The sequence below is a fragment of the Flavobacterium sp. 140616W15 genome (assembly GCF_003668995.1).
Lineage (GTDB): Bacteria > Bacteroidota > Bacteroidia > Flavobacteriales > Flavobacteriaceae > Flavobacterium.
In genome coordinates this window covers 4796022-4816350 of record NZ_CP033068.1, presented here as the reverse complement: position 1 = coordinate 4816350, position 20329 = coordinate 4796022, and the positions used below count along the sequence as shown (strand labels likewise).

Here is a 20329-nt window from a genome sequence, read left to right as displayed (position 1 = left end):
AATTGAAAATTTATAATAATTATCTTTGAAAACTATTTAATTTCATTATGAATAACACTGCTCCTACATTTGCAAGACAAGACAATCTGAAGTTTTTCAGAACACTTAACTCTCGGGTAAACAATTACTTTAAAGAGAATAACATTCAGAAAACTGGAAACTGGAAATTACACTTAAAAGCTGTTATTCTTTTTGCTGTTTTTTTAACTCCTTATTTTTTAATCCTTACACTTGACATGCCGTTTTGGGTAATGCTCCTTTTATCAATTGTAATTGGTATCGGAATGGCAGGTATTGGAATGAATGTAATGCATGATGGAAATCATGGTTCTTTTTCTAATAAAAACTGGATTAATAAATTCATGGGAGGAACAATTTATGTCCTGGCAGGAAACGTTTACAACTGGCAAGTACAACATAATGTTTTACACCATACTTATACAAATATCCCTGGACATGATGAGGATCTTGATGCTGGAAGAATTATACGTTTTACAAAACACGCAGAATGGCATAAGTTTCACCGTTTTCAACATTATTATTCTGTTTTCTTATATGGCTTATTGACATTTAATTGGGCCATTACGACTGATTTTAAGCAAATGCGTAACTACTTAAAAAGAAAATTATCTTATGGTGAACCAAAAAACCCAAAAATTCTTTGGACAACACTAATTATAACTAAAATCATATATGTATCAATTTGGATTGTTTTACCAATCTTGATTGGAATTACATGGTGGAAAGTACTTATCGGATTCTTTGTAATGCATTATACAGCTGGATTAATTTTAAGCATCGTGTTTCAATTGGCACACGTTGTGGAAGAAACTACAAATCCATCTCCAAATGAATTAGGAGAAATGGACAACACTTGGGCAATACACCAATTATTTACTACAACCAATTTTGCTCCTAAAAATGCTATTGTAAATTGGTACACTGGTGGATTAAATCACCAAATCGAGCATCATATTTTCCCAAACATATGTCACATTCATTATGGGAAAATTGCAAAAATTGTAAAAGAGACTGCAAATGAGTGCAACTTACCTTATTACGAATACAAAACAATGGGAAGTGCTATTGTTGCTCACTTTAAACATTTACGCGACTTAGGAATGAAACCTGGATTATCTGCTTAAACTAAAAAAAACTATTAATAATTAACCCTCCTTAATTAAAGTTAAAATTAAGGACATTCAAAAATTTTATAATGAACCATATTCTTTCAGACAGAATCAACAACCTTGCGACATCACAAACTTTAGCAATGGCTGCTTTGGCACGCGAATTAAAAGCCCAAGGAAAAGACATTATCAGTTTAAGTTTAGGGGAGCCTGATTTTAATACACCTGATTTCATTAAAGAAGCAGTTAAAAAAGCTGTTGACGAAAATTATAGCACATACTCTCCAGTAGAAGGATACTTAGAATTGAGAGAAGCTATCTGCAAAAAATTCAAAAGAGATAACGGATTAGATTATAAACCTTCACAAATTGTAGTTTCTACAGGTGCAAAACAATCTTTATACAATATTGCACAAGTAATGCTTAATGATGGTGACGAGGTTATTTTACCTGCACCTTACTGGGTTTCTTATTTTGAAATCGTAAAACTTTCTGGAGGAGTTCCTGTTGAAGTTCCAACATCTGTAGATACTGATTTTAAAATCACACCTGAGCAATTAGAAGCTGCTATCACACCAAAAACAAAAATGATGTGGTTCAGCTCTCCTTGTAATCCTTCTGGATCGGTTTATAGTAGAGAGGAATTAACAGCTCTAGCAAAAGTTTTAGAAAAATATCCAAACATATACGTTGTTGCTGACGAAATTTATGAGCACATTAATTTTTCAGGAACTTTCTGTAGCATCGGTTCAATTCCGGGAATGTTAGAAAAAACAATCACTGTAAATGGAGTTGCAAAAGCATTCGCTATGACAGGATATAGAATTGGTTACATCGGAGCCCCTGAATTCATTGCAAAAGCATGTACCAAAATTCAAGGACAAGTTACTTCTGGAGCAAATTCTGTAGCACAACGCGCTACAATTACTGCTGTAGATGCTGACCCAAGTGTATTAAACCACATGGTACAAGCTTTCCATACACGTAGAGATTTAGTAGTTGGATTATTAAAAGAAATTCCAGGTGTAAAAATCAACGTTCCAGAAGGAGCATTTTATGTATTTCCAGACGTTTCTTCTTTCTTCGGAAAAACTCTTAGAGGAACAGAAATTAAAGATGCAAACGATTTATCAATGTATCTTTTAGGAGAAGCTAACGTAGCAACTGTAACAGGTGACGCTTTTGGAAATCCAAACTGCATACGTTTTTCTTACGCAACAAGCGAAGACATATTAAAAGAAGCTTTACGCAGAATCAAAGAAGCTTTAACAGCTTAATCAAGATTCAAATTATACAAATTAAAGCCTCAAGGAAATTTTCTTGAGGCTTTTTTTATTCTTCTAATTAATCAATAAGGATGTTATGTTTCTTGTAAATGCGGTTGGGGAATTGCAATCACAATTACTCAAACCTATTACATAAATCTGCTCAGTTGGCTCATAAACTCCCATAGCTTTAAAACCAAAAATACTACCTCCATGCTCACGCACAAGTTTTCCATTCAACTCTTTTATATGCCATCCATATCCGTAATCAATATTAGCACCATTATTTAATTTATAATTGGTGAACACTTTTTTAGTAGAAATAGGATTAAGCAGCACATTAGCATCAATGGCATTTTGCCATTTTAACATATCATCTACATTTGACATTATCGAACCTGAAGCATAAGGAATAGAAAAACTGATATAAGTAGCATTTATATACCCCTCTTTATCTCGATAACCAAAAACTCTGTTTTTTATTATTCTCTCATGGCTTGCATAATAAGTATCAGTCATTCCTAACTTCTCAAAGATATTATGATTAACAAACTCTTGATACGTCTGACCCGATGCAATCTCAATAATATATCCTAACAAAACGTAACCTGAATTGCAATATTTAAATTGTTCCCCAGGTTTAAAATCTACTGGTTCATTCTTAAAAAAATCAACTAATTCTTTAGGTGACAAATCACTTCGAGCGATATTTTTAATTGATTTCATACTTGTAAAATCCTTAATTCCTGAAGTATGTGTTAGTAAATGATGTATTGTAATACCATTCCCGTTAGTTGGATAATCAGGAATAAACTTTGTGATTTCATCATCCAATTTAAGCTTACCCTTTTCAACTAACATCAAAATTGAAACAGCTGTAAATTGCTTAGTCATTGAACCAATTTCAAAAACAAAATCTGGTTGCATTTTAACATTCAATTCTAAGTTAGCCATACCAAAAGCTTTCCTATATATTGCTTTACCCCCTTTCGCAACTAAAAAAACTCCACCAGGCGCTTCTAACTTAAAGTTTTCGTTCAACAATTTATCTATTCGATTCTCTAAAGTTTGAGAAAAAACAACAGAATGAGATATTAAAAATATCACTGTAAAAATTCTAAGAACTAATTTCATTTGATTGTTAATTTAATGATTGATGTTTATTCTGACGACATTATAACTCATTAGGTTACAAAACAAAAAGCATAAAACATAACATATCTAAAATCATGAATTCTAAATTTCTGACATCCCTTTTCAAGCAAGCATTGCTTTTTAGATTATTTTATTAGTATTTTAGCCAAAAAAACTTTGTAGCACTTAAAAAAACTCAATAGTAATTAGTTACAGACATTAGTCTTAACAAAACATTGCAAACCAAAAATTATCCAATTATGACCTCTCTATTCCGAAAAACATTTATCATTATCATTTTTATAACATTTTCATCAAATCGGGCAAAATCGCAAACAACTGGCAATTACATCAAAGCATCAATCGGTTATGGATCAAGCAGCTCTTATTACATCGAGAACTATGGAAGTCAAGATGAATTAGATGTTATGGGAGGAGGACTATACCTTCAAGGTGAGTATATTGTAGGAATAAAATCATGGTATAGTTTACGAGCATACGCGGGTGCAATTTTTGAATCTGTTGATAAAAATCAAAACGTGCAAAATCAACCGCTATATAAAGTTACGACGAATGCCTTTTTAATGGGAGGTAAAGTCCGTATTTGTGCACCTATACCTTGGGTAGCCCCATTCATTGAAGGTGGTATTGGAGCTTCAATAGGTAAATTCGAAACGTTTACACCCAACGTTAATTTTAATAAAAGTACTATTTTATTACATATCCCATTTAGTATCGGATTAGCTGTAGGCAGACATAAAAGTCTAGAAATTGGTATTTCTGGCTACTTTCACCCAACGGCTAAACAATCTACGGGGGTATTTGCTCTAGGATATACTTTTCCAATAGATTAATACAAAGATAATCTCAAATAAAAATTTGAATTAAAAAAATGGTAAACAAAAAAGCAATATTAAATCTAACATTACCATTAACAATCATCATATTTATTCTTTTTACAAAATGGTGGATAGTTGATATTGTCGATGGATCAGATGCTGTTATGTATGGATTCCCCTTAATCTATAAATCACCTGCATTTCATACTTCTTTAGCAGAACAATATTTTATAATGGAATTTTTAATTGATTTTCTTTTTTATTTTACCGTCTTATCAGCAATATTATTTTTGATAAATAGATTTATATCTGAAATTAAAATAAAAAGAAGTTTACTAATATTCATTTACATAATTACAGGGGCATTATTAGCTATTGAAATTTTATTTGCAGTAGCTTTTGAACCAAGTTTTTCAATCAAACGAGATTTTGACATAGAAGTAAGACAAACTGGAGTTAAATTTTATTTTTATGAAAAGGAAAGGGACATTTTCAAGAATTTACATCAATAAATTAAAAACATAAACCATCATCAACCGCTATTACTTAACTATTTCGAAAAAAAGTCACCTCAGCACTAGCAATCTCAAATAATTTATAAGACATTTGCAAACTTTTTTCCGTGAATACCATAGAATGTTAAAGTCTTAAAAATGAAGAAGAAAATCGAAATATTAGCTCCGGCTAAAGATTTAATTGGAGGAATGGCAGCTATAAATAGTGGAGCCGATGCAGTTTATATTGGTGCACCACAATTTGGAGCACGTTCTAATGCAAATAACTCTCTTGAAGATGTTGCTGCTTTAGTAAAATACGCCCACTTATTTAACGCTCAGGTTTTTGTGGTAATGAATACCATTTTGTACGATAATGAACTTGAGACTTGTCGCCAAATGATCTATGAGTTATACGATATTGGTGTAGATGCATTAATCATTCAGGATATGGCTATCATGGAGATGGAGCTACCTCCTATCGTACTTCATGCTAGTACACAAGCTAACAATCGTGATGCTGATAAAATTAAATTCTTAAAAGATGCAGGAATAAAACGTGTGGTATTAGCCCGCGAATTAAACTTACATCAAATCAAAACGATATATGACGAAGCTGATGTTGAACTAGAGTTTTTCGTAACTGGAGCTCTATGTGTATCATTTAGCGGAAACTGCTATATGAGTGTGGCAAACGGAGAACGTAGTGCCAATCGTGGATCTTGCGCTCAAAACTGTCGTTTGCCTTATAACTTAATCGACGGAAACGGAGAAACATTAATCAAAAATAGTCACTTACTATCGATTAAAGATTTAGATATATCAGATCAAATTCCGAACTTAATTGAAGCAGGAATCGTTTCTTTTAAAATCGAAGGAAGATTAAAAGATGTAGTTTACGTAAAAAACAATGTGTCTTTTTTACGTCAAAAACTAGACAGTTTTCTAGAAGCAAAAGGAAATGACAAATACATCAAAGCTTCTTCAGGAAAGTGTACCTATACTTTTGATTCTTCTTTAAACAGAACGTTTAATCGTGGTTACACCGATTATTTTGTAAACGATAGAAATCATAGTATTGGATCTTGGGAAAGCCCAAAATCAAAAGGACAATATATTGGTAAACTAATCCGAACTGTCGGAAACGCTTACGAAATCGAAAATGGCGAATTGTTAAACAACGGTGATGGACTTTGTTTCATCAACGAAAACAATGAAGCCGATGGAATTTATGTAAACAAAGCCGAAAACGGAAAAATATATCCAAACGTTTTAAAAGAAGTAAAAGACGGAACTTTTATTTACCGTAATAACGACGCTGCTTTCATCAAAATTGTAGAAAGAGAAGACAGTGCTGTTCGTAAACTAAGCACCACTTTACTACTTACTGAAAACGAAACTGGTTTTGAATTAATCGCAACCGACGAAGACGGAAATGTAAGCGTTGTTACTTTAGAACATTCAAAAGAACAAACTAAAACTGGCGAATCAATAGAAGAAAACATCAAAACACAATTGGCAAAAACAGGTTTTACACCTTATACAGCCGATGAAATCAATGTAATGTTTACCCAAAACTGGTTCCTTCCTATTTCAAAAATCAACGAAATGAGAAGAACAGTTTACGATCAATTAACTGAAATTCGTTTAGCAAATTATAAGCGTGAAGAACACCAATTGGTAAAAACATCACATCCATACCCAGAAACCAAATTGGACTTTATGTACAATGTTTCAAACAAAACGGCACGTAAATTTTACGAACGTCATGGTGTAACCGAAATCGAAAAAGCATTTGAATTGCAATGGGATCCAGGAAAATCACGCGTAATGACAACCAAATATTGTATTAAATACGAATTAAAAAAATGCCCAATACACCAAAAAGACATAATGGGTGTTAAAGTAAAAGAACCATTGGTATTAAAACAAGGTGAACTTGAATACAAACTGAAATTCAACTGCAAACCTTGCGAAATGGAAATTTGGGAGAAAGATGCCGAATTTGAAATCGAAGAAGATCATTTTCATTAAAACTAAAAAAAGCGATACTTTTACCAAGTATCGCTTTTTTTTATTTATTTTTTCTTCGTGTTTTTTGGTACTGGCTTTGTTACCGCCTTTGGTTTCGTGTTTTTTTGATCCGCTTTTTGTTCTGTTTTCGGTTCACGTTTCTTCGCATGTTTCGCATTATACAAATTGACAACTTTTTCAATGTCATCATATTTATATTCCTTCTCTTCGATTTTTTTAGCTATATCCGGATTATCACTAAAATAATAAACACCAAACTGCCTAAAAAAAGCATTATAACCAATAGAAGCTCCATTCGAACTTACAGAAACCAATATAGGATAATCCTCATTATTCCTTTTCATATAATGATTAACCTGTTTGCTAACCACTTCCATTTTAGATTCTTTTATCTTTTCTTTTGTCTCTTCATCCTTTACCTTAACTTCTTTTATTCCATATTCTTCACCACCTAAATACAAAGATACTTTTCCACTAATCGTTTTACACAACCATCTTTCTTTAATAACCTTAAAATCTGTACCTTTCTTTTTATATTCTTTTGTTTTCGTCCATAAGAAAGTATACGACAACTTTTTCTCTGCATCAAAAATCTGAATTGAATCTATTTCACTAGCCGTATATTTTTCATTAGTATCTCCTACTTTAATTTTCACTTTCTTATCTTCAAAATCAGGAAAATGAAGTATACCACTAACTGTTTGCTTGTCTTTTTTAAAAATTACAGCTTCAGCTTTCTGCTGGCCCAGTCCAAATCTATAAATAACGATCTGACAATTTGCAACAGCTGTAATGAGTAAGACACTCATCACTAAAAAAAATTTAAATTTCATTTTTGGGGGTTTTATTTATAAGCTGGCAAATATATAAATATAGTATCGCTTTAAAACAAGTTTTAAATCAGCTATAAGTATAATTATTAACAAAAAATTACACCATAAAAATTTTATATCCTTCGTGTAAATCTTTGCGAACTTTGCGGTTAAATCAATACAACCAATAATCGAATCTACAAAATCCACATGAAATCTTTACGGGCAAATCAACACAATCCCAAAAATAAATTATTAGATTCTGATTACGTAGACGCTCTGCGGTGCGCCTATACACTCATTGATTGTCAATAATTAAAACACATACAAAACAAATCTATCTCTACACAGTATCACCTACAGCCAACAATTAAATCTGCCGAATCTGCAAAATCTACGTGAGAATAAATTCCATTTTTTTATCTTTACTCTCAAAACTAAATCCAAATGGCATTAAACAATAGCATAACAAAACATTCGATTATTGCTGGCTTTTGTGTGTGTGCTATATTTCCGTTATTAATATTTTCAGAAAGCTATTTTGTTGACCTTTGCATCAAAATATCTGATTTTGGTGTTTTTTGGAATCCTATCTTTTGGGGCGTACTATTTCCATTATACCTAATCTTTCTATTCTGGAGTTCTGGTAAAAAAATAAGTCATTCATTAAATCAAATAACATACTTTCAGGCTTGTTCACAATTCTCATTTGCTGTATGCTTAAAAATCATTATAGCACTTTTTACACTTTATATAATCGGACAATTTGTTAATGGAATTTCAGTTGTATTACATTCTCAGATCTACGATCAAATTGTTTTTTCGATACTAATGATATTATTTTTATCCTTTTTATTAATGATAATGACTTTTATTAGTAGTTTGATAATTGTAAAACTAAGTCAAGACCCTCAAACATTAAATTAAACACAATGAAAATACTACTTCTAGGTTCAGGCGAATTAGGCAAAGAATTTACCATCGCTGCACAACGAATCGGACAAACCATAATTGCTGTTGATAATTACGAGAATGCACCAGCAATGCAAGTTGCTCATGGCTTTGAAGTCATTAATATGCTCGATGGCGAAGCACTTGATCGCATTGTTGCAAAACACAAACCAGATTTTATAGTTCCCGAAATAGAAGCCATTCGTACCGAACGTTTTTACGATTACGAGAAACAAGGTATCACGGTTGTTCCTTCTGCAAAAGCAGCAAACTTCACTATGAATCGTAAAGCAATTCGAGATTTGGCTGCTAAAGAACTCGGACTTAAAACCGCCAAATACCAATACGCAACCTCAGCCGAAGAACTACAAAAAGCCGTACAGGAAGTAGGAATGCCGTGTGTAGTAAAACCACTAATGTCATCTTCTGGAAAAGGACAATCAACCATAAAAAATCAAGATGACATCCTGAAATCTTGGGATTATGCTGTAGCAGGCTCTCGTGGAGACGTTATCGAAGTAATTGTGGAAGCTTTTGTAAATTTCAATTCAGAAATTACCCTTTTAACGATTACACAAAATAACAATCCAACACTTTTTTGTGCTCCAATTGGCCACCGCCAAGAACGTGGCGATTATCAAGAAAGCTGGCAACCTGCTAGAATTTCTGATAAAGATTTGTACGAAGCTCAAGACATGGCAGAAAAAATCACAGAAGCTTTAGGAGGAGCAGGTCTTTTTGGAGTAGAATTTTTTCTAACTAATGAAGGTGTTTATTTCTCCGAACTTTCTCCTCGTCCACACGATACCGGAATGGTAACTTTAGCAGGAACACAAAACTTCAACGAATTTGAATTGCATTTACGAGCGATCTTAAGTTTACCAATTTTTGAAATCACATTAGAAAAAGCAGCTGCAAGTGCTGTAATTCTAGCCTCAGGAGAGTCAAACAGCCCAACTTATACCGGAATAGAAAAAGTAGCTGCATTACCTAAAACTGACTTCCGTATCTTTGGGAAACCAACTTCAAGACCTTATCGCCGTATGGGAGTCATTTTATCACATGACCTATTAGAAACTCCTATTGAAGAAGTGGTAGAAAGAGCAAAAAAAACTGCACAATTAATAACCGTAAATTTATAAAGATGAAAAAAATAGTATTCTTAGCATTTCTATTCATGAGCATTACAATCAATGCACAAGACAAAAAAACTACCGAAAAACCTCAAATTGTAGAAGCAGCCTGTGGTGAATGCCAATTTGGAATGAAAGGTAACAGTTGTGATTTAGCTATTCGTATTGATGGAAAACCCTATTTTGTAGACGGAACTAAAATTGACGAACATGGAGATGCTCATGCAAAAGATGGTTTTTGTAATGCAATCCGTAAAGCAGCTGTTACTGGAAAAATAGAAAACAACCGTTACAAAGTGACTTCATTTACATTGATAAAAGAAAAATAATGGCTTTAATTCTAGAGAACATTGCCAAACACGTTTCGCTAACACCTGAAGAAGAGGCACATTTTTTATCAAAAACAGAAACTCGCTTTTATAAAGCCAAAACTATTTTGCTGAATGCAGGAGATGTTTGCAAAGAATCTTATTTTATAAACTCAGGAATTATTCGAAGCTTTAACATCAATGACAATATTGTTGAACATGTACTAAGTTTTTCGTGTGAAGGCTGGTGGATTAGCGATATGTATAGCTTGATTACACAAAAACCAGGTCAGCTATTTATCGAAACTATAGAAGATTCTGAAGTAGTAGTACTTAGCAAAGAAAACCAAGAACAATTATATTTTGATATTCCAAAATTAGAACGCTTTTTCAGGATTTTAACCGAGAATTCATTAGTTGCTAATCAGCAACGTTTAATGGATAACTTAAGTTTATCTGCCGAAGAACGCTTTGAAAAATTCTGTACCAAATATCCAACACTAATCCAGAAAGTACCTCAAAAACAAATAGCTTCTTTCATCGGAGTTACACCCGAGTTTTTTAGCAAAATGAAAGCAAGACTTTTAAAGAAATAGTTTTTACTTAACCATTAAGACATTAAGTTTTATTAAGTCCAAAGCTTAATTTTTCTTAATATCTTAATGGTTTAAATTTTAAAATCCGTTCAATGTTAAACTGATTTTACTGAATTAAAACTGTTCTACTTCAGTAGAATGTTTCATTGCTGTGGTAGTTGATTTCCCTATCGTTACTGTATTTTGTACTGCATCGAAATAAGAAGTTCCTACAAAAGCCTGATGTTTTACAGCTCTAAATCCGCTACTTTGCAAAGCAAATTCTTTCTCTTGCAATTCAGAATATCCAGCCATTCCTCTTTCTTTATATGCTTTAGACAACTCAAACATACTTGTATTTAAAGCGTGGAAACCAGCTAAAGTGATGAATTGGAATTTATACCCCATTGCAGCTAGGTCTTCCCTAAAAGTTTCCATCTCAGCAACAGATAATTTAGCGGCCCAATTAAATGATGGAGAACAGTTATAAGCCAACATTTTATCGGGAAATTGTTCACGCATAGCATCAGCAAACTTTTTAGCATATACCAAATCTGGATTGCTAGTTTCCATCCAGATTAAATCAGCATAAGGCGCATAACTCAATCCCCTAGCAATTCCTTGATCGATACCGCTATTTACATAAAAGAAACCTTCATTCGTTTTTTCGCCTGTAATAAACGGCGCATCTCTAGGATCTACATCACTTGTTAATAAATTTGCTGCATCAGCATCTGTTCTTGCTACAATAAGCGTTGGTGTTCCCATAACATCTGCTGCTAATCTTGCCGCTACCAATTTATTAATAGCTTCTTGAGTTGGCACTAAAACTTTCCCTCCAAGATGTCCGCACTTTTTAGCAGAACTCAATTGATCTTCAAAATGAACTCCAGAAGCTCCAGACTCAATCATAGATTTCATTAGTTCGAATGCATTTAGGTTTCCTCCAAAACCAGCTTCGGCATCGGCAACAATAGGTACTAAATAATCTTTTTTATCTTCAACTCCATTAACAACCTGAATCTGATCTGCTCTTAATAAAGCATTATTTATCTTCTTAACCACCATAGGCACACTATTTACAGGATAAAGAGATTGATCAGGATACATTTCGCCAGCCAAATTCGCATCAGCAGCGACTTGCCATCCACTCAAATAAATAGCTTCTAAACCCGCATCAACTTCTTGTATTGCCTGATTACCTGTTAAGGCTCCTAATCCTGCTACAAAATCCTGACTTTTAAGTTTTTTCCATAATTTTTGAGCTCCCATTTTGGCAATAGAATGTTCTATTTCGTAAGAACCTTGTAAAGTAACCACTTCAGTTGCTGTGTAAGGTCGTTCTACTCCTGCCCATCTTGGGTTTGTTAACCAATCGTTGATCAATTCCTGAATTCTGTCTTCTGTTGTTTTCATCGTATCGTTATTTGGGTTGTTAGTAAGCAATTTTTATAAATATTTATAACACGGAATGGTAAGAAAGTTTTCAAAGTCGAGCGTTACAACTAATCTTTCCAGTACTTTTTCAGCCAGAGGAAACCAGCGTTTTTCATAATCTTCTTCGCCCAATTCCTTTTTAATTTTACTGAATTCATCTAAAGCTAATTTGTGATAATATGCCAGATTCAACTGTTTCCCATTATCCAAAACCACTTTATTATATAACCATTGCCACAATTGCGATCTCGAGATCTCTGCTGTAGCCGCATCTTCCATTAAATTATGTATCGCCGCCGCACCTTGCCCGTTAAGCCATGAAGCCAAATACAAAACTCCTACATTAATATTTTTTCGAACTCCTTCTTCAGTTATAGTCCCAATCGGTACTTCAAGCAAATCTTGTTCAGTAATAGTAAGATGTGGTCTTGCTACATGAATCTGGTTTGGTGTTGGCATTGCTGCATCAAATACAGCTTTTGCTAATGAAACCAAATCTGGATGCGCTACCCAAGTTCCGTCGTGACCATTACGTACTTCACGCTCTTTATCCGTTTTTACTTTCGCGAAAGCGATAGCATTAGCCTCATCATTATTCTTTATCGGAATTTGTGCAGCCATTCCGCCAATCGCATGGATTCCTCTTTTGTGACATCTCTGAATCACCAAATTAGAATACGCTTTCATAAAAGGCGAAGTCATATTTACCTGATCTCTGTCTGGAACCAAAAACGAAGGATGTTTGTGGAATTTTTTTATGTATGAAAATATATAATCCCATCTGCCACAATTCAATCCAACGATGTGCTCTTTTAGTTCGAATATAATTTCATCCAACTGAAAACTTGCAGTTATTGTTTCAATGAGCACGGTAACTTTAATCGTTCCCTGAGGTATTCTTAAATAATTCTGAGTAAACTCGATAACATTGTTCCACCAGCGCGCTTCTAAATAATGCTCTAATTTTGGAATATAGAAATATGGAGCTGTTCCGTTTTCAAGTAATTTTTTATGATTATGAAAAACATATAAGCCAAAATCAACCAATGATCCCGAAACTACCTGACCTTCTACCAAAACATGCTTTTCTGTAAGATGTAATCCTCTTGGGCGAACAATTAAGGTTGCTATATTTTCATTTAACTGATATGTCTTATTTTTAACAGCATCTGTTAAACTGATTGTTTTATTAACAGCATCAATTAAATTCACCTGTCCACTCATTAGATTAGCCCAAGTTGGTGATGTACTGTCTTCAAAATCAGCCATAAAAGTCTTTGCTCCAGAATTCAAGGCGTTGATAATCATTTTTCTATCCACTGGTCCTGTAATTTCTACTCTTCTGTCTAATAAATCTTTCGGAATAGCTCCAGCCGTCCAAGTATCTTCTCTGACCAATTTCGTTTCGGATGGAAAAACTGGCATGACACCTTTATCAAATAAAACTTGTTGTTGTCCTCTTTGTGCCAACAATAATTTTCGTTCAGAATCAAATTTTAAATGCAATTCTGTAATAAATGCAATCGCCTCATCTGTCCAGATAGCTGCATAAGAATTGTTTTTTTCGGCTAAAAATTCCATTGCCGACTCTGTAGTTTCTAATTGATTTTTCATAGCTAATTCGTTTTACACTACAATGTTATAAAAAAGTTCAACACAAAACAAGCGAACGTTCGCTAAATATTAAAAATATTTTTTTGGCGATTATTTTTTTATTGGTTACATTTGATATTATGGATATCGAAAAAGACTACATCAAGCTTATTTTTGGGCTAAAACTCAAGCAAGTCCGAACTCAAAAAAACCTTTCGTTATTTGGCTTAGCCAAACTCACGAATCTTTCCAAATCTTATTTGAACGAAATAGAAAAAGGAAAGAAATATCCAAAGACTGATAAGATTTTACTCTTGTGCGAAAATCTTGACATTAGTTACGATCAAATGGTTTCTTTGAAACTAGATAACAACTTGGCACCGATAGGCGAAATTTTAAAATCTGGTATTCTAAAAGAAATTCCGTTAGAACTTTTTGGCATCCATGAAAATGATTTAATTGATATTATTGCTAATGCTCCTGCAAAAGTCAATGCCTTTATTAGTACCATAATAGAAATTGCTCAACATTATAATTTAAGCCGAGAGAGTTTTTTCTTAGCATCATTGCGCTCTTATCAGGAAGCACACATCAATTACTTTGAAGACCTAGAAAACAAAGTAATCGCTTTCTCTAAATCATTTCAGATTAATCTTGAGAATCAAATTTCGACACTAGAATTGAGTGCTATCCTAAAAGAAGAATATGGCTATACCATTAAAGATCTTCTCTTTAAGGACCAGGAAGCTTTGGGTGATTTACGATCTATTTATGTTCCAAAAAGCAAAACACTATTACTTTCCAAAGAAATAGATGATCCTCAAAGAGCCTTTATATTAGCCAAAGAAATAGCATACAACTATTTAGAAATAACCGATAGATTATTAACATTCAGCTGGATAAAATTTGACAATTTTGATCAGGTCTTGCATAATTTTTACGCTTCTTATTTTGCCGGTGCCCTTCTATTACCAAGAAAACTATTAATAGATGATATCAATCTTTTTTTAACCAAAGAGAATCCAAAACCGGAAGAGTTTGTTGCATTAATCGAAAAATTTAATGTTTCTCCTGAATCTTTTTACCAAAGATTAACCAATCTTTTACCAAAAGATTTTCATCTAAAGAACTTATTCTTTCTGAGAATGTCACACCAAATAGGCTCTGGCACATATCAGATAAAAAAAGAACTCCATATTACCAATCAACAAGAACCTCATGCCAATGAGATGAATGAGCATTATTGCCGCCGATGGGTTTCTATTAAGACAATTGACGAAGCTATCAAACAAAACAAAGCTCATTTTTTTGACGCTCAAATTTCAAGTTATGAAAATAGCGGAAACGAATATTTGGTTTTTTCATCAGCTACCAAAGATCCCTTTGTAGAAAATTGTATGCGAAGTATTTCGGTTGGAATTTTAATTACTCCAACCATGAAAAAGAAATTCAAGTTTATAGAAGCTAAACCAATCATAAAACAAATTGTTGGCGTTACTTGCGAAACCTGTGCTGTTAAAAATTGTATGGAGCGAGCTTCTCCTCCTAAACAATTAGAAAGCAAAAAACGACACGAGAACACCGATTTAGTTGTACAACAATATATTGCAAAGTATAGCTAGTTTTATAGATTTATAGATCATTAGACAAGCTTTGTAGTCAATCTTGTCTTTCTGAGGCACGAAGAACCTCCACGAGAAACGAACACAATACATTTCTAAACAGCAATAATTCTTCGACCCCGCTCAGAATGACAAGATTGTGATTAGATTAGCTATAAAATAGAGTAAATACTCTATTTATTTTCTAATACAAAACCTCCCTACATTGTCGAATTAGGGACGGTGATTCTTCGACTCCGCTCAGAAGGACAAGATTGTGGTTACGTTATAATTATCTCAAACACAACCTTAGTAACTTAGAACCTCAGCAACTCAGAGCCTATTTTCCTCTGAACCTTTGCAACTTTTAACCTAAAAAACAAGAACCTTAAAAAATCACTTCTTAATCTAGGTTAAGTGCTTTCCCTTTCCTTTGGTTGTAAATTTGCACTATCAAATAACAATTAACACACACAATCATGGAAAATATAGTAATTCACAAAGCAGAAACAAGAGGAAATGCTAATCACGGCTGGCTAAATGCTTACCACAGTTTTAGTTTTGCTGCTTATTACGATTCGGAACGCATACAATTTGGAGCGCTTCGTGTTTTAAACGATGATACTATTGCAGCAGGAATGGGCTTTGGTACACATCCTCACGATAATATGGAAATTATTACCATCCCGCTTGAAGGTGATTTAGCACATAAGGACAGTATGGGGAATACCGAAATCATCAAACATGGAGATATTCAGGTAATGAGTGCAGGAACAGGAATTCAACATAGCGAATTCAATCCAAATGCAGATAAACAAACTAAATTATTACAAATTTGGTTGTTTCCAAACAAACGTAATGTTACCCCTCGCTACCAGCAAATTTCTTTAAACACAGAAGATAGACATAATAAATTACAACAAGTACTATCTCCAAATCCAGATGATGATGGCGTTTGGATTCATCAGGATGCTTGGTTTCACATGGGGAATTTTGATGCAGGTACTACAACAGAGTATTCAATCAAAAAAGAAGGAAATGGCTTGTATGCATTTATCTTAAAAGGAAATGTAACAATAAATGATCAAGAATTAAACACTCGTGATGCTATTGGAATTACAGATTTTAAAACTGTAAGTATCAAAGCAAACACAGACACTGAGTTTCTATTAATGGAAATTCCGATGAATTATTAATTCAAACCATAATAAACAAATCTTCCCAATGGGGCTAATAATTTAAAATTCAAATTATTAGCCCCATTTTTCTTCTATTATCATTCTAACAACTCAAAAGAAAGATTAACTTTATGAGACTAATTGATCTATCAGAAACAAAATAAACCGCAAAAACTTCCTATAATGAATCCAAACGACCTAATAAAAGAATATACCAATGGTGAAGTAACCATAGTATGGCAATCTGGAAAATGCATTCATTCTGCAAATTGCGTCAAAAACAATCCTGATGTCTTTCATCCCAAAGAAAAACCATGGATACAGCCTGAAAATTCGAATACTGACAAAATTATAGAGACAGTAAAAAAATGCCCTTCAGGAGCTTTGACATTTTACTTGAATAACAAAAGCTAAATAACAAAAGTCATTTCTTAATCTAGGTTAAGTGCGATTACGATACTCCCGAAGTAACTTTGTACTATCAAAATGAAATTATTATTATTTAAATAAAAACAAAAAAATTATGGCAACTACAAAATGGTCAATTGACCCAACTCACTCAGAAATTGGTTTTAAAGTTAAACACATGATGTTTACTAATGTTTCAGGTAAATTTAACGAATACGAAGCAACTATTATTAGCGACGAGAATAACTTCGAGAATGCAACGATTAATTTTTCTGCAGATATCAAATCTATCGATACTGGAAACACAGACAGAGACAATCACTTAAGAAGTGCCGATTTCTTTGACATTGAAAACAGCCCAAAAATGACTTTCAAATCAAGTTCTTTTACAAAAATAGATGATGGAAACTATGAACTTACTGGTAAATTAAACATTAGAGGTGTTGAAAAAGAAGTAAAATTTCCAGTAGAATTTAGTGGAATCATGACTGATCCTTGGGGAAACACAAAAATCGGCTTGAATATTACAGGAAAAATCAATCGTAAAGATTGGGGATTAAACTGGAATTCTGCTATAGAAGCTGGTGGCGTATTAGTAAGCGATGATGTTCGCTTGAACATTGAACTACAATTTGCAAAACAATAATTATCCTATCATAAATTTAGCTTTTAATTTGGTTAGAAGCCCTGTACTTTGAAAGAAGTATGGGGTTTTGTTTTTTTTGCCTCCCAAAGTTGTGGAATTATATTATGAAGACGCATTACTGTGCACCTCTACAAACATGACACTAACAACCATTACTTATTATTGTTAAAAAATCTGTTTTTATCTGTGTCTTTACTTTTGTGAACTTGTTTAATCTGCGTTCTATTTACCATGAGATTTACGATTGCAATTCGGTCAGCTACTCCTATTACGAGGCTTCGACTCACCACAGCCGGGCAATTAGTTTTCAATTCCAATCTTACTTCTCTCATCTTGCTTCTCACCTCTCACAAAAACTCATTTCTTCAAATTCCTAAACTCTGTTGGTGACATATTAGTGTATTTTTTGAAAACTCGAGAGAAATAAGAATAATCATCATAGCCAACTTCTTCTGCAATTTCATTTACAGCTAGTTGCTTATCGATTAACATTCTTTTTATTTCCAAAACAACACGATCTGTAATTACTTCTGTTGCAGTTTTTTTCAAGATATCATTACATATTCTATTGAGATGCTTTAAAGTAATATGCAATTGTTGTGCGTAAAATGAAGGCGATTTATTTGTCTTGTAATGCAATTCCAAAAGCGCTTCAAACTTTTTTATTTTAACATTATACGAATGAACCTCATGGATCTCAGAATCATTATATTTTCTTGCGATTTCAATATGGATGGAGTCTAATAGGTTGAGCATCTTATCCAATTGATATTTGTTTTTTTGCTTACTTTCTCGCATTAGCAATTCAAAATAAGGCGTAATTCCTTTTGTCGCTTTCGCATCGAAATAAACTTGTGGCTTATTATTTATTGAACTGTAAAAAGCATAATCATTGATTTTTTTTTGACCAAAATACAGATTGTACATTTCCTGAGAAAAGATTACCACAAATCCTTCTACGTCTTGTGACAGACTCCAAAAATGAATCTGCCCAGGCTGAAGCAAAAACAAACTTCCCTCTTTTATATCAAATCTATCAAAATCAATCTCATGAATTCCTGAACCAGCTGTAAAAAAAACCATTAAATAAGAGTCATGGCGATGTGGTTTTTCGACAAAACTATGTGTTTTTAAATGTTCAGTAAAAGAATTTACATAAAAATCACTTCTAGTATCATTACAACTAAAATTGGCAACACTATAAATTGGGTATTTTTTCACGGCTACAAATGTCTTTATTGTGCTATAATAAGCGAAGATATAAAAATTGAATTGAAAACTAGCAAAGTATCTTTGTATATAATAAAAAATGAATCAATTATGTCATATATGATCACCCACGTTTTACGAAATGAATGTCCTAATTGTCACAAAGGAAAAATTCTTGATGAGAAAAATATATTTTTCACCTTCAAATTTCCAAAAATGCACAAAGAATGTAGTGAATGCGGTTTTAAATTCGAGAAAGAACCTGGTTTCTTTTTTGGCGCCATGTACATGAGTTATGGACTAACCGTTGCACAAGGTATTGCTACTTACTGCATTGCTCAGTTTTTCTTTGAAAAAAATTTCGATTTAAGAATTATTCCAATTATCGCTGTAGTAATCATTGCTTTTTCTTTTTTTAATATCCGACTTTCGAGATTGCTATGGATTTATATGTTTAAGAATTATTCAAGCTAAAAAAATACTATTTTTGCCTTTCTTCCAAAAAAGTGTTTTAATTTTGGCGGTCAGGAACCCACTTTTTATTTTATCGGAAAAATTTTTCTAATGTGGGTTTCAATTGAAACTAATTTTTCAATTTTAGAATCACTAAATTTTTAAATTAAAACAAATGAAAGCATACGTATTTCCAGGTCAAGGAGCACAGTTTACAGGAATGGGTAAAGACTTATATGAGAATTCGGCTTTAGCCAAAGAATTATTCGAGAAAGCTAACGAAATATTAGGTTTTAGAATTACAGATATCATGTTCGAAGGTACTGCCGAGGAACTAAAAGAAACCAAAGTAACTCAACCTGCAGTGTTTTTACATTCGGTTATTTTAGCTAAAACTTTGGGAGAAGATTTCAAACCAGAAATGGTAGCAGGACACTCATTAGGAGAATTTTCTGCTTTGGTTGCAAATGGAACTCTATCTTTTGAAGATGGATTAAAATTAGTTTCTCAACGTGCTTTGGCAATGCAAAAAGCATGCGAAATCACTCCATCTACAATGGCTGCAGTTTTAGGATTAGCAGATAATGTTGTTGAAGAAGTTTGCGCTTCAATAGACGGAATTGTAGTTGCTGCAAATTATAACTGTCCTGGACAATTAGTAATTTCGGGCGAAACAACTGCTGTTGAAAAAGCTTGTGAAGCAATGAAAACCGCTGGCGCTAAACGTGCTTTAATACTTCCTGTTGGTGGTGCTTTTCACTCACCAATGATGGAGCCTGCAAGAGAGGAATTAGCTGCTGCGATTGAAGCAACAACTTTCTCTACTCCTATTTGTCCAGTATATCAAAACGTAACTGCAAGTGCCATTTCTGATGCAAACGAAATAAAAAAGAATTTAATCATTCAGCTTACAGCTCCTGTAAAATGGACTCAATCTGTACAGCAAATGATTGCTGATGGTGCTACTTTATTCACAGAAGTAGGCCCAGGAAAAGTTTTAGCTGGTTTAATCGGTAAAATTGATAAAGAAGCTGTTACTGCAAATGCATAATTTTTTATCTTGATAGCTATCAAGATCAATCACAGTTTTCAATTTTTCAGTCTAAAAATTGTCAATACAAATAGAATC

Annotated in this window: 20 protein-coding genes; 15 read left to right on the top strand and 5 right to left on the bottom strand. The window is 33.2% G+C overall.

Annotation, left to right across the window (positions count from 1 at the left end; translation table 11 throughout):
• The first annotated feature begins 47 nt into the window (after window positions 1-47).
• Window positions 48-1145, top strand: coding sequence for an acyl-CoA desaturase (locus tag EAG11_RS21070; RefSeq protein ID WP_129540911.1), 1098 nt, complete (start codon window positions 48-50; stop codon window positions 1143-1145).
• Window positions 1146-1216: 71 nt separating this feature from the next.
• Window positions 1217-2407, top strand: a complete 1191-nt coding sequence (locus EAG11_RS21065) for a pyridoxal phosphate-dependent aminotransferase (protein ID WP_129540910.1) — start codon at window positions 1217-1219, stop codon at window positions 2405-2407.
• A 63-nt stretch (window positions 2408-2470) separates the two neighbouring features.
• Here the strand turns inward: EAG11_RS21065 and EAG11_RS21060 are convergent, their stop codons facing one another.
• On the bottom strand, window positions 2471-3529 hold the full coding sequence (locus tag EAG11_RS21060; protein ID WP_129540909.1) for a serine hydrolase: 1059 nt from the start codon (window positions 3527-3529) through the stop codon (window positions 2471-2473).
• Between the two features lie 260 nt (window positions 3530-3789).
• Between EAG11_RS21060 and EAG11_RS21055 the strand changes: the two genes are divergently transcribed.
• The 3 genes from EAG11_RS21055 to EAG11_RS21045 all read left to right on the top strand — a co-directional run bounded on the left by EAG11_RS21055 (window position 3790) and on the right by EAG11_RS21045 (window position 6896).
• Window positions 3790-4383, top strand: a complete 594-nt coding sequence (locus tag EAG11_RS21055; RefSeq protein ID WP_129540908.1) for a hypothetical protein — start codon at window positions 3790-3792, stop codon at window positions 4381-4383.
• A gap of 38 nt (window positions 4384-4421) precedes the next feature.
• Complete coding sequence (locus EAG11_RS21050) at window positions 4422-4880, top strand: hypothetical protein (protein ID WP_129540907.1); 459 nt, start codon at window positions 4422-4424, stop codon at window positions 4878-4880.
• A gap of 141 nt (window positions 4881-5021) precedes the next feature.
• Window positions 5022-6896 (top strand): U32 family peptidase, encoded by a 1875-nt coding sequence (locus tag EAG11_RS21045; RefSeq protein ID WP_129540906.1) that lies wholly within the window; start codon window positions 5022-5024, stop codon window positions 6894-6896.
• A gap of 44 nt (window positions 6897-6940) precedes the next feature.
• Here the strand turns inward: EAG11_RS21045 and EAG11_RS21040 are convergent, their stop codons facing one another.
• Window positions 6941-7729, bottom strand: coding sequence for a hypothetical protein (locus tag EAG11_RS21040; protein ID WP_129540905.1), 789 nt, complete (start codon window positions 7727-7729; stop codon window positions 6941-6943).
• A 426-nt stretch (window positions 7730-8155) separates the two neighbouring features.
• Between EAG11_RS21040 and EAG11_RS21035 the strand changes: the two genes are divergently transcribed.
• From EAG11_RS21035 to EAG11_RS21020, 4 genes are read left to right on the top strand one after another with little or no spacing between them, the layout of a single operon-like run.
• Window positions 8156-8635 (top strand): hypothetical protein, encoded by a 480-nt coding sequence (locus EAG11_RS21035; RefSeq protein ID WP_129540904.1) that lies wholly within the window; start codon window positions 8156-8158, stop codon window positions 8633-8635.
• Window positions 8636-8640: 5 nt separating this feature from the next.
• A complete protein-coding gene (gene purT, locus EAG11_RS21030) occupies window positions 8641-9801 on the top strand; it encodes a formate-dependent phosphoribosylglycinamide formyltransferase (protein ID WP_129540903.1) in 1161 nt (386 codons plus the stop codon).
• A gap of 2 nt (window positions 9802-9803) precedes the next feature.
• Window positions 9804-10121: a DUF6370 family protein gene (locus tag EAG11_RS21025; RefSeq protein WP_129540902.1), complete on the top strand. Its 318-nt coding sequence runs from the start codon at window positions 9804-9806 to the stop codon at window positions 10119-10121.
• On the top strand, window positions 10121-10696 hold the full coding sequence (locus EAG11_RS21020) for a Crp/Fnr family transcriptional regulator (protein WP_129540901.1): 576 nt from the start codon (window positions 10121-10123) through the stop codon (window positions 10694-10696). The genes EAG11_RS21025 and EAG11_RS21020 overlap by 1 nt, the downstream gene beginning before the upstream one ends.
• A gap of 114 nt (window positions 10697-10810) precedes the next feature.
• Here EAG11_RS21020 and aceA read toward each other — a convergent pair whose 3' ends face one another.
• Entirely contained in the window at window positions 10811-12091 is a 1281-nt protein-coding gene (aceA, locus tag EAG11_RS21015) for an isocitrate lyase (RefSeq protein WP_129540900.1), read from the bottom strand.
• A 33-nt stretch (window positions 12092-12124) separates the two neighbouring features.
• On the bottom strand, window positions 12125-13726 hold the full coding sequence (aceB, locus tag EAG11_RS21010) for a malate synthase A (protein ID WP_129540899.1): 1602 nt from the start codon (window positions 13724-13726) through the stop codon (window positions 12125-12127).
• Between the two features lie 119 nt (window positions 13727-13845).
• Between aceB and EAG11_RS21005 the strand changes: the two genes are divergently transcribed.
• The 4 genes from EAG11_RS21005 (at window position 13846) to EAG11_RS20990 (ending at window position 17538) form a co-directional block, all read left to right on the top strand.
• Window positions 13846-15327, top strand: a complete 1482-nt coding sequence (locus EAG11_RS21005; protein ID WP_129541156.1) for a helix-turn-helix domain-containing protein — start codon at window positions 13846-13848, stop codon at window positions 15325-15327.
• A gap of 458 nt (window positions 15328-15785) precedes the next feature.
• Window positions 15786-16502: a pirin family protein gene (locus EAG11_RS21000; RefSeq protein WP_129540898.1), complete on the top strand. Its 717-nt coding sequence runs from the start codon at window positions 15786-15788 to the stop codon at window positions 16500-16502.
• 165 nt (window positions 16503-16667) lie between these two features.
• Window positions 16668-16898 carry a (4Fe-4S)-binding protein gene (locus EAG11_RS20995; protein ID WP_129540897.1) on the top strand — a complete coding sequence of 77 codons (231 nt, stop codon included), beginning with the start codon at window positions 16668-16670 and terminating at the stop codon, window positions 16896-16898.
• A 109-nt stretch (window positions 16899-17007) separates the two neighbouring features.
• Window positions 17008-17538 (top strand): YceI family protein, encoded by a 531-nt coding sequence (locus EAG11_RS20990; RefSeq protein ID WP_129540896.1) that lies wholly within the window; start codon window positions 17008-17010, stop codon window positions 17536-17538.
• Window positions 17539-17895: 357 nt separating this feature from the next.
• Here the strand turns inward: EAG11_RS20990 and EAG11_RS20985 are convergent, their stop codons facing one another.
• Window positions 17896-18759: an AraC family transcriptional regulator gene (locus tag EAG11_RS20985; RefSeq protein ID WP_129540895.1), complete on the bottom strand. Its 864-nt coding sequence runs from the start codon at window positions 18757-18759 to the stop codon at window positions 17896-17898.
• 99 nt (window positions 18760-18858) lie between these two features.
• Between EAG11_RS20985 and EAG11_RS20980 the strand changes: the two genes are divergently transcribed.
• Complete coding sequence (locus EAG11_RS20980) at window positions 18859-19221, top strand: DUF983 domain-containing protein (protein WP_129540894.1); 363 nt, start codon at window positions 18859-18861, stop codon at window positions 19219-19221.
• 154 nt (window positions 19222-19375) lie between these two features.
• Window positions 19376-20251 carry an ACP S-malonyltransferase gene (gene fabD / locus EAG11_RS20975; RefSeq protein ID WP_129540893.1) on the top strand — a complete coding sequence of 292 codons (876 nt, stop codon included), beginning with the start codon at window positions 19376-19378 and terminating at the stop codon, window positions 20249-20251.
• Window positions 20252-20329 lie beyond the last annotated feature (78 nt).